7 protein-coding genes are annotated in these 9416 nt (G+C 47.9%); all 7 read left to right on the plus strand.

Annotated elements, in window-relative coordinates:
• Positions 1-3: 3 nt before the first annotated feature.
• The 7 genes from grdB to JZO70_RS10675 all read left to right on the plus strand — a co-directional run bounded on the left by grdB (position 4) and on the right by JZO70_RS10675 (position 8876).
• The gene (gene grdB, locus JZO70_RS10640; RefSeq protein ID WP_242703893.1) at positions 4-1305 is read left to right on the plus strand and encodes a glycine reductase complex selenoprotein B; all 1302 of its coding nucleotides are present in this window, start codon (positions 4-6) and stop codon (positions 1303-1305) included.
• A 56-nt stretch (positions 1306-1361) separates the two neighbouring features.
• Positions 1362-2324, plus strand: coding sequence for an NAD(P)/FAD-dependent oxidoreductase (locus JZO70_RS10650; RefSeq protein WP_207673550.1), 963 nt, complete (start codon positions 1362-1364; stop codon positions 2322-2324).
• Positions 2325-2648 carry a thioredoxin TrxA gene (gene trxA / locus JZO70_RS10655; RefSeq protein WP_207673551.1) on the plus strand — a complete coding sequence of 108 codons (324 nt, stop codon included), beginning with the start codon at positions 2325-2327 and terminating at the stop codon, positions 2646-2648.
• Between the two features lie 49 nt (positions 2649-2697).
• Positions 2698-4233, plus strand: coding sequence for a glycine/sarcosine/betaine reductase complex component C subunit beta (gene grdC, locus JZO70_RS10660; RefSeq protein ID WP_207673552.1), 1536 nt, complete (start codon positions 2698-2700; stop codon positions 4231-4233).
• Between the two features lie 12 nt (positions 4234-4245).
• Complete coding sequence (grdD, locus tag JZO70_RS10665) at positions 4246-5412, plus strand: glycine/sarcosine/betaine reductase complex component C subunit alpha (RefSeq protein WP_207673553.1); 1167 nt, start codon at positions 4246-4248, stop codon at positions 5410-5412.
• Positions 5413-5656: 244 nt separating this feature from the next.
• The gene (locus JZO70_RS10670) at positions 5657-6481 is read left to right on the plus strand and encodes a CPBP family intramembrane glutamic endopeptidase (protein WP_207673554.1); all 825 of its coding nucleotides are present in this window, start codon (positions 5657-5659) and stop codon (positions 6479-6481) included.
• A 139-nt stretch (positions 6482-6620) separates the two neighbouring features.
• Entirely contained in the window at positions 6621-8876 is a 2256-nt protein-coding gene (locus JZO70_RS10675) for an ATP-binding cassette domain-containing protein (RefSeq protein ID WP_207673555.1), read from the plus strand.
• The last annotated feature ends 540 nt before the right edge of the window (positions 8877-9416 follow it).

The following is a 9416-nucleotide window of genomic DNA, read 5'->3' on the forward strand; positions in this document are numbered from 1 at the left end:
CTTATGACTAAGTATAAAGTTGTTCACTACATTAACCAGTTTTACGCTGGTATTGGCGGTGAAGAAAAGGCGGATATCCAACCATTCTCTAAAGGTGAAGTAGTCGGACCGGGCTTGGCTTTCATGAATTCATTTGGTGACGAAGCAGAAATCGTCGGCACCGTTGTGTGCGGGGACAGTTTCTTTAATGAGCATTTGGATAGTGCCAAAAAAGATGTTCTTGAGATGATCAAACAATTTGAGCCGGACATGGTTGTTGCCGGGCCTGCTTTTAATGCCGGCAGATACGGCATTGCCTGCGGAGAAGTTGCCCAAGCAGTGATGGAGGAGCTGAAAATTCCAGCAGTCACCGGGATGTATGAAGAAAATCCTGGGGTGGAGATGTACAAAAAAGGCGCCTATATCGTGCCTGCCAAAAAAAGTGCGGCTGGAATGCGCAAGGTGGTGCCGGTGATGGCAGCCTTGGCTTTGAAATTAGTGAAGCAGGAAGCTGTCTCTCCAGAGGCTGACAATTATTTTGTTCGTTATCGTAAGAATTTCCAAGATGAAAAGCGGGGATCGCAACGTGCGGTGGAAATGCTGGTGCGTAAATTAAAGGACGAAGAATTTACCACTGAATATCCTATGCCTGAATTTGACAATGTTGCTCCGGCAGCAGCTATTACTGACATAACGAAAGCCAGAATAGGGATTGTCACTTCCGGCGGGATTGTTCCTAAGGGCAATCCAGACCGCATTGAATCCAGCAGTGCATCAAAATTTGGCAGCTATTCGATTGAAAACGTGGAGACGCTGAGTGAAGCGAACTACGAAACGGCTCACGGCGGGTATGACCCTGTGTATGCAAACCAAGATCCTAACCGAGTAGTGCCATTAGATATATTAAGAGATATGGAAAATGAAGGCGTGATCGGCAGCCTGCATAATTATTTCTACACAACCGTAGGAAATGGAACGGCGGTTGCCAACGCTAAAAAATATGCCGCAGAGATTGCGCAAGCATTATTAGCAGATGGTGTCGAGGCTGTTATTTTAACCTCCACCTGAGGAACCTGTACGCGTTGCGGTGCAACGATGGTAAAAGAAATTGAAAAAACCGGTCTCCCGGTGGTTCACATTTGTACAGTGGTTCCCATCTCACAAACAGTCGGGGCAAATCGAATTGTTCCGGCAGTAGCGATTCCTCATCCATTGGGGAATCCAAGCTTAAGTCAACAGGAGGAGAAAAAGCTTCGCCGCGGAATCGTTGAAAAAGCGCTGGAAGCACTCACTACGCCAGTTGATGAACAAACTGTTTTTGAATAAGCTTGTCTGCCTGAGTGATTGGATCACTCGGGCAGTTCATTGAGAGGAGCATGGCAATGTACGATGTTGTTATTATTGGCGGTGGCCCGGCTGGGTTAACCGCTGCTTTATATAACGCCCGGGCCCGACTGAAGGTCTTAGTTTTAGAGAAAACCAAATTGGGGGGACAAATTGTTTCCACCCACGAAATTGCCAACTTTCCTGGTTCGATTAAAGGAACTGACAAGGAAACCTCAGGACCGGAGCTGATCGTCCGGATGGCGGATCAGGTTCGTGAATTTGGGGCAGAGATTGAAATCGGCAAGGAAGTAACCCAGCTGGATTTGGCGGGAAAAGTTAAAAAGATTACCTGCAAGGATGGAACGACTTATGAAACCCATGCGTTGATATGTGCTAACGGCGCCTATCCGCGGGAAATCGGCTGTGCCGGTGAAAGAGAGCTGCGAGGCAAAGGGGTTTCCTATTGTGCCACCTGTGACGGCGCCTTTTTTGAAGATTTAGAGGTCTTTGTAATTGGCGGCGGCAATTCGGCGGTGGAGGAAGCGATGTTTATCACCAGCTTCGCCCGCAAAGTCACAATTATTCAAAACTTGAGCGATTTGACGGCGGATGCGATTGCCGTTGAACAAGCCAGGTCCAACGATAAGATTGATTATATTTTCAATTCAGTGGTGGAAAGTATTGAAGGCGACGGCATGGTGGAAGCCATGACCATAAAAAATACCGAAACCGGTGAAACCACGCGCTTTGAAGCCGACGAAGAGGACGGTCTATTTGGGATTTTTGTCTTTATCGGTACTGTGCCAAATACCAATCTGTACGAAGGCGTACTGCCGTTAAACGAGTATGGTTATTTGCTGACAGATGAAGCCATGTGTACGGAAGTGCCAGGTGTCTTTGCGGCGGGAGATATTCGGCCGAAAGTGCTGCGGCAAGTGGTAACGGCGACTGGTGATGGCGCGATTGCGGCCTTTTCGGCCCAAAAATATGTGGAAAGAATGAAACGGGAGGCGACTTAAATGATTGAATTAACGGTAGATAATTTTGATACGGAAGTAACGGAGCAAGCCCAGCCGGTTCTAGTGGATTGGTGGGGAGAAACCTGTGAAAACTGCCTGGCCTTGATGCCGGCGATTGAAGAACTGCATGAGGCATACGGGGATAAAATTCGTTTTACCAAATTTAATACCTCTCAAAAAAAGGTACGCCGTTTCTGCATCAAGCATCGGATTATGGGGCTGCCAGTTGTCGCGATTTACAAAGATGGCGAAAAGGTGGATGAAGTCAGCCAAGAAGACTGCACCAAGGAAAACGTTGAAGCGCTGATTAAGAAATATATTTAAGGCTTTTGACGGACAATCGCAACTACGACGAATAATAAGGAGAGAGTCTATGAATTATTCGACATTACGGGGAGCTAGTTATGTTCTGGTGCACACACCGGATATGATTGAGCATAACGGCACTACGCAAACCACTGAAAAAATCACCACCCCTGACAGCGACTACTTGAAGCATCTTTATGAGCATATGCGCTCGTTTGAAGAGGTGGTAAATTATGCCCCCAACCAAACTTTTATTGGCAATATGGGGTATGAGCAGTTAAAAGAAATTCCCCAACCGTGGACCAACCAGGCGGTGGAGGGGCAGCGGGACGGCCGCTTCGGAGAAATTATGCCGGAGCTGGAATTTTACGGCCTGCTGCAAATCGCCGATGTCTTTGAGCTGGTGCATCTTGAAGAAAACTTTGCCAAAGAAGTCCGGGCTGCCTTGGAAAAACATCCCTTGTTTGCTGCGGATTTGGAGAAGCTGAAGGGTGAAAAGGACCTGGCTTGGATTGAAAATGAATTGGCAGAAAATGCGGCAGAAGGCCTGTATTATAATCAAAAATTAGTCGGCTGTGTTAGTCCGGCTCACCAAATTGATGTGAATTTGAACGCGCATGTGATGCTGGAAAACTTGGTGGTGAAGGCCAGCGGTGTGTTAGCCCTGCGCCATTTGATTGCCAAGCATCAGCTGGATCCGAAGACGATTGATTATGTGATCGAATGCAGCGAAGAAGCCTGCGGCGATATGAATCAGCGGGGCGGCGGCAATTTTGCCAAATCCATCGCTGAGCTGTGCGGCTGTGAACACGCCACCGGCAGCGACATTCGCAGCTTTTGTGCGGGACCTACTCATGCCTTGATCACGGCAGCCTCTTTAGTAGCAGCCGGCACCCACAAAAATGTGGTGATTGTGGCTGGCGGTGCGGCAGCCAAGCTGGGGATGAACGGTAAATCCCATGTCAACAAAGGTTTGCCGATTTTAGAGGATGTGTTAGGGGGCTTTGCGGCCTTAATTAGTGAAAATGACGGCGTGCACCCGGTTTTGCGTCATGACCTGAACGGCAAGCACGAAGTCGGTAGCGGCTCTAGTCCGCAGGCAGTCACCACCGCTTTAGTGGGGAACGTCTTGGAAAAAGCGGGTATCACCATTAAGGACGTAGATGTGTATTCTGTAGAAATGCAAAATCCAGACATTACCAAACCGGCGGGGGCCGGCGATGTTCCGCTGGCCAATCTGAAAATGATCGGAGCCATCGGCGTGCTGCATAAAGACATAGAGAAAAAGGACCTGATGAATTTCGTTAACGAGAAGGCTTTGGTCGGCTGGGCGCCAACTCAAGGACATATCCCAAGCGGTGTGCCTTATCTCGGGTTCGCCACTGAGGATTTGACGACGGGGGCTAAAAAGCGGGCTATGATTGTGGGCAAAGGTTCGTTGTTCCTGGGGCGGATGACCAATTTGTTTGATGGTGTTTCAATGATGATCGAAAGAAACAGCGGAAAAATCGAGGATCAGCAGCAGGCTGATCTGGAAGAATTAGTGAAAAAGGAAGTTGCGCAGGCGTTACGCCAATTCGCCGCCAGCTTCTCGACGGATTAGAGGTGGATGGACATGTCTGATCAAGTGAAGGAAACGGTAAAAAAGGTCTTTGAAGAGTTAGCTGACAGTCTGGAAACCGGTCAAATGGGTAAACGGCTGAAAATCGGTCTGACAATTGACGGAAGTGAACTGGGAACAGAAGTCATGAAGGAAGCTGCCTATCAAATCAAAAGGAAAAACTTGTTTGATGTAGTCGTGATCGGCAGCGAAACGGATTGGACGCAGGATTTTGAGCATATTTCCACAACGGATTGTCAAAAGGAAGCTCATGAGCTGATGACTGAGTTGTTGGATAGCGGCGAACTGGCGGGCTGTGTGACGCTGCATTACAATTTTCCTATCGGGGTTTCAACCGTCGGGAAAGTGGTTACGCCGGCTTTGGGTCGGGAACTATTTATTGCGACGACGACCGGAACCGCTAGTGCTGCCAGAAATGAAGCCATGGTGTTAAACACGGTACACGGCATTGCGGCAGCCAAGGCCAGCGGAATTGCTAATCCATCAGTGGGTATTTTGAATATTGAAGGCGCCAAGGCCGTTGAACGGGCAGTGCTTACGCTGCAAAAAGGCGGCTATGAAGTCAATTTTGGCGCAAGTCAACGGGCTGATGGTGGTTTAGTGCTTAGAGGAAACGATTTATTAATGGGCAGTGTGGATGTCGTGGTTTGCGACAGCTTAACCGGAAATATTCTCATGAAGCTGTTCTCCGCATACAACAGCGGTGGGAATTACGAGGTTTCAGGTTCAGGTTATGGTCCCGGAATCGGGAAAAATTATGAGCGGAACATTTGTATCATTTCCCGGGCCAGCGGTGCACCAGTCATCGCCAATGCCCTGGAATACGCTTATCAATTAGCCAAAGGTCAACTAGCCAAAATCAGCCGCGAGGAATATGGCAAAGCCGAAGCAGCAGGTTTGCAGGAGATTTGCCAAGAGCTAACTAAGCAAGGCGCTCCTGCCTCAGCCGCTTTGGCACCGGTGACGCCCCCTGAAAAGGAAATCGTAACGAGTGAAATTGCCGGGATTGAGATTATGGAGCTAGAAGAGGCGGTTCAGCTATTGTGGCAAAAAAACATCTATGCCGAAAGCGGCATGGGCTGTACTGGACCAGTTATTCTAGTCAACGATGATAATGATCAATCAGCTAAGCAAGCCTTGACGGAAGCCAACTATTTATAAATCTTTCAGCTGCAGATGGAAAATTAGTTTCTGTCTGCAGTTTTTTTTCGCTAAAAATTCAGCAATTTTACAATCACTAAACTAATCCAATTTGTTTACGAAGCGGTAATACTTAGATTTGTGCTGAGGTTAACGGCATTTTATGATTAAAGTAACAGGTCCAGTCAGAAAGCATTTGCTAATTTGTGGAGGTCAAAACATCATTCGCTTTTTCGCAGTAACAATTAGATTGGAGGAGGGGGAAATGAAGAAGGCTGTTAGGCTCCTTGGCAGCTCTGTGCTGATTGTCGGTCTCTATTTCATTTTTGAGTATCTCACTTTGCAACTTTCTCAGCTGCTATACGGCGAAATCAGAGGGAGTGAAGTGCTGGTCCATAGCGTTGTTGCATTATCGGTGGCGTTGGCTGCCTATCTCGTCTATATCTTGGAGTTTAGAGATTTTCATGCCCAGACTCTTAAACGAAGCAGCCGGACGACTTCCACGAATTTTCTGCTGGTATTTTCAGCCTTGCTGATGGGAAAACTATCGATTATCTTGATGAACCTCTTTAGCCAAGCTGCCGGTGTTCAGTGGTTTCTGGTGGATTGTTCACGGATTCAAGGGGAACTGACGATGAATCCGATCCCGATTTCTACTATTATATTCATCGGATTGCTGACGCCGATCACAGAAGAAATCCTTTTTAGAAAGCTGCTGACTGAATATTTGTTAAGCAGGAAAATCCCCAAAAACTCGGTCTACTTGATGGTGGCCATCGGTTTTGCGCTGATCCATTTCAGCAGTTTCTCTCAATTAATCAAAGGACTTGCTTGCGGCCTGTTGTATGGAGCCATCTATTTCTTCACCGGCAACTTATTTTATTCGATCCTGGCGCATTGTCTAGAGGGCCTATTTTCGCCAATTCTTTTCAACTTAGTAATCAACACCTCCTTCAGCAACCCTTATTTATTTCAAGTGCTGAACATTGGTGTATTGTTAATTATTTGGCTAGTGCTTCTGTATCAAGTGAAAAAGGAAAATCCCCAAAAGACGCTGCTTCTTCATTTAAAGGAGGCTGCAGCTTTTTAGCAGAAGGTAATTTAATAAAACATCAGAATGTTTAGTTGTGAAACGGCGTAGCTTCGGTTAGGTCGTTTTGTTTTTGGATCTGCTCCTTGACTCTCCCCTTACGTCAGACTTTAGACTAAAGGGGAAAGGAAGGTTGTACATGAAACCATTAATCTTAAAAGAAGTCGCCCACAATAATTTGAAAGATATCAGCCTGGAAATTACCAAAAATCAGCTGGTGGTGTTTACCGGGGTGTCCGGCTCAGGCAAGTCCAGCCTAGTTTTTGATACGATTGCCGCCGAAGCCCAGCGGCAAATGAATGCCAACTATCCCGCTTTTGTCCGCAACCGGATGCCGAAATACCGCAAGCCGAAAGTTTCCCGCATCGAGAATTTGAACCCGGCTATTGTGATCGATCAGACGCCTTTAGGGGGCAATCAGCGCTCAACGGTAGGCACTATCACCGAAATTTATTCCCTGCTGCGGCTGTTGTTCTCGCGGGTAGGGACGCCGCGGATGCCGTCAGCGGGACATTTTTCCTTTAATAATCCGCAGGGGATGTGCCCGAAGTGCTCGGGGCTAGGCTACGTGAACCAGGTGGATTTTGACAAGATCGTCGACGTGGAAAAGTCCTGGCAGGAAGGGGCGATGCTGGATACTAAGTATGCCATCGGCAGCTGGTACTGGAAGCAATATAATCAAGCAGACTTTTTTGACAGCAGAATTCCTTTGAAGGATTTGACGGAGGCTCAGTGGAATCAGCTGATGTATGGTCATCCTGAGAAAGCGGCGGAGCCAGTCAACCCCAAGCTGGAAGGCATCTATCGCAACTACGAACGAATCTTGATGAAGCGGGATTTGTCAGCTTACGGAAAACACTATGAAAAGCGGCAGCAGGATTTGCTGATTCAAGGTCTGTGCCCTGACTGTCAGGGGAAGCGGTTGAATCCAGAATCTTTGTCCGTCAAGGTGGCGGAGCGCTCGATTGCCGATTGTGTGCAGATGGATATGGGGCAGTTGCTGGACTATTTGCTGAGCCTGGAGTTTCCAGAGATTTCTGATGTGATTGAGGAGCTGCGGCGTCAGGTTCAGCGCTTGATTGATATCGGCCTAGACTATCTGCATCTGGATCGCCAGACACCGACGCTATCTGGTGGTGAGGCCCAGCGGGTGAAGCTGGTGAAGCACATGGGCAGCTCGCTAAATGGAATGTTTTATATTTTCGATGAGCCCAGTACCGGGATGCATGCCCGGGATGTTTCCCGAATCAATCAGCTGCTGCTGGACTTGCGGGATAAGGAGAACACGGTTTTTGTGGTGGAGCATGATCCGGATGTGATTGCCGTGGCGGACGAAATTATCGATATCGGACCTTTGGCCGGCAAAGGGGGAGGGGAAGTCGTTTTTCGCGGCAGCTATCAAGGACTGTTAGCCTCTGACAGCCTGACTGGTCAGGAGATTTTACAAGCGCCGCCCATCAATCAACAGCCTAGACCCTGGCAGGAAAAATTAACCATCAAGAATGCCAGCCTCCACAATTTGAAAAATGTGACGGTAGATATTCCTAAGCACATTTTAACAGTGGTAACCGGAGTCGCCGGATCAGGGAAATCTACCTTAATCACTAAAGTCCTGCCGCAGCAATTCCCGGAAGAACTGTCACTGATTAATCAGTCACCGATTAACGCCACGCCGCGGGCAACACCGGCCACTTTCATGGGCATTTATGATGAAATCCGGCGCTTGTTTGCTCGGGAAAACCAGGTAGATGTGGGCATGTTCAGCTTTAATTCCAAAGGGGCTTGCCCAAATTGCCAGGGAAAAGGAGAAACCACAGTGGAGCTGGTCTTCATGGACCCAGTGGTGAACGAATGCGAGCTGTGCAAGGGCAAACGATTTTCGGCGGAAGCGGTCAGCTACACATACCATGACCAGACAATTTTGGACGTACTGGAAATGACACCGGTGGAAGCTCAAGACTTCTTCCAAAAACGGGGCAGTAAACGGATGCGAGAAAAATTGCAGTCGCTGATTGATACCGGCTTGACCTATTTACCGATAGGACGGTCCCTTACCACTTTATCTGGAGGGGAGCGGCAGCGTCTGAAGCTGGCGAAGGCCATCAATCAAAAGGAAGCGATTTTCGTGTTGGATGAGCCCACCACCGGCCTCCATCTTTCAGACATTCGCAGCCTGAATGAACTGTTTCAGCGGATGGTCAACAAAGGGAATACCTTGATCATCATTGAACACCATAGCGAAATCATCAAGCAAGCCGATTGGATCATTGATATCGGACCCGATGGCGGCATCAAAGGCGGGGAAGTGGTTTTCAGCGGCACGCCGGAGGACTTGCTGGCGAGTGGAACAACCACTGGCGAGTATTTGAAGAAAAGTCTGGCTAATGGGAAATAAAAAAGTGCTTCTGCAAAATCTGCAGGAGCACTTTTCCTAGTGTGCCAGGCATGGCACTTATCTAGCTGGTGAAAGTCCAGTCGCGGGTAGTTACCGCCAAGCGTAGTGAACCACAAGCCGAAATCAGTAATGATGGGGTGAAGGAAGTGGTGTAGCGAATCTTTGAGCCTACGAACAGAAACTTGATGAGGCTAAATGGTGGATGAGGTTGCTAGACAAACCGAAGTCCAAAAGGTAAACGTAAAACCAAGACAGTAAATCAAGAGGTTGTAAAGAGAAAGATAAGTGTCTTACCCTGGGAGATCCTGCGGACGGATAAGTACGAGAAGCTTTAAAATCAGCAATCGTTAAGGCCGGTCGAAAAAGGTTTATCGCAGGAAGTCAGCTGAGGTCATAGTAGTTATCTTGCCTAGATAATGAAGGACTTAATGTTTGTATAGTGCGAATCACTATAAGCAAATGTTCAAGTAGTCCGAAAACGAGGATACCCTAGCTCAGTGGAACGTAACCATTTATGGGAAAAGTAGTGGGGATGGTCTT

This window comes from Candidatus Enterococcus moelleringii, assembly GCF_017377575.1.
GTDB lineage: Bacteria > Bacillota > Bacilli > Lactobacillales > Enterococcaceae > Enterococcus_A > Enterococcus_A moelleringii.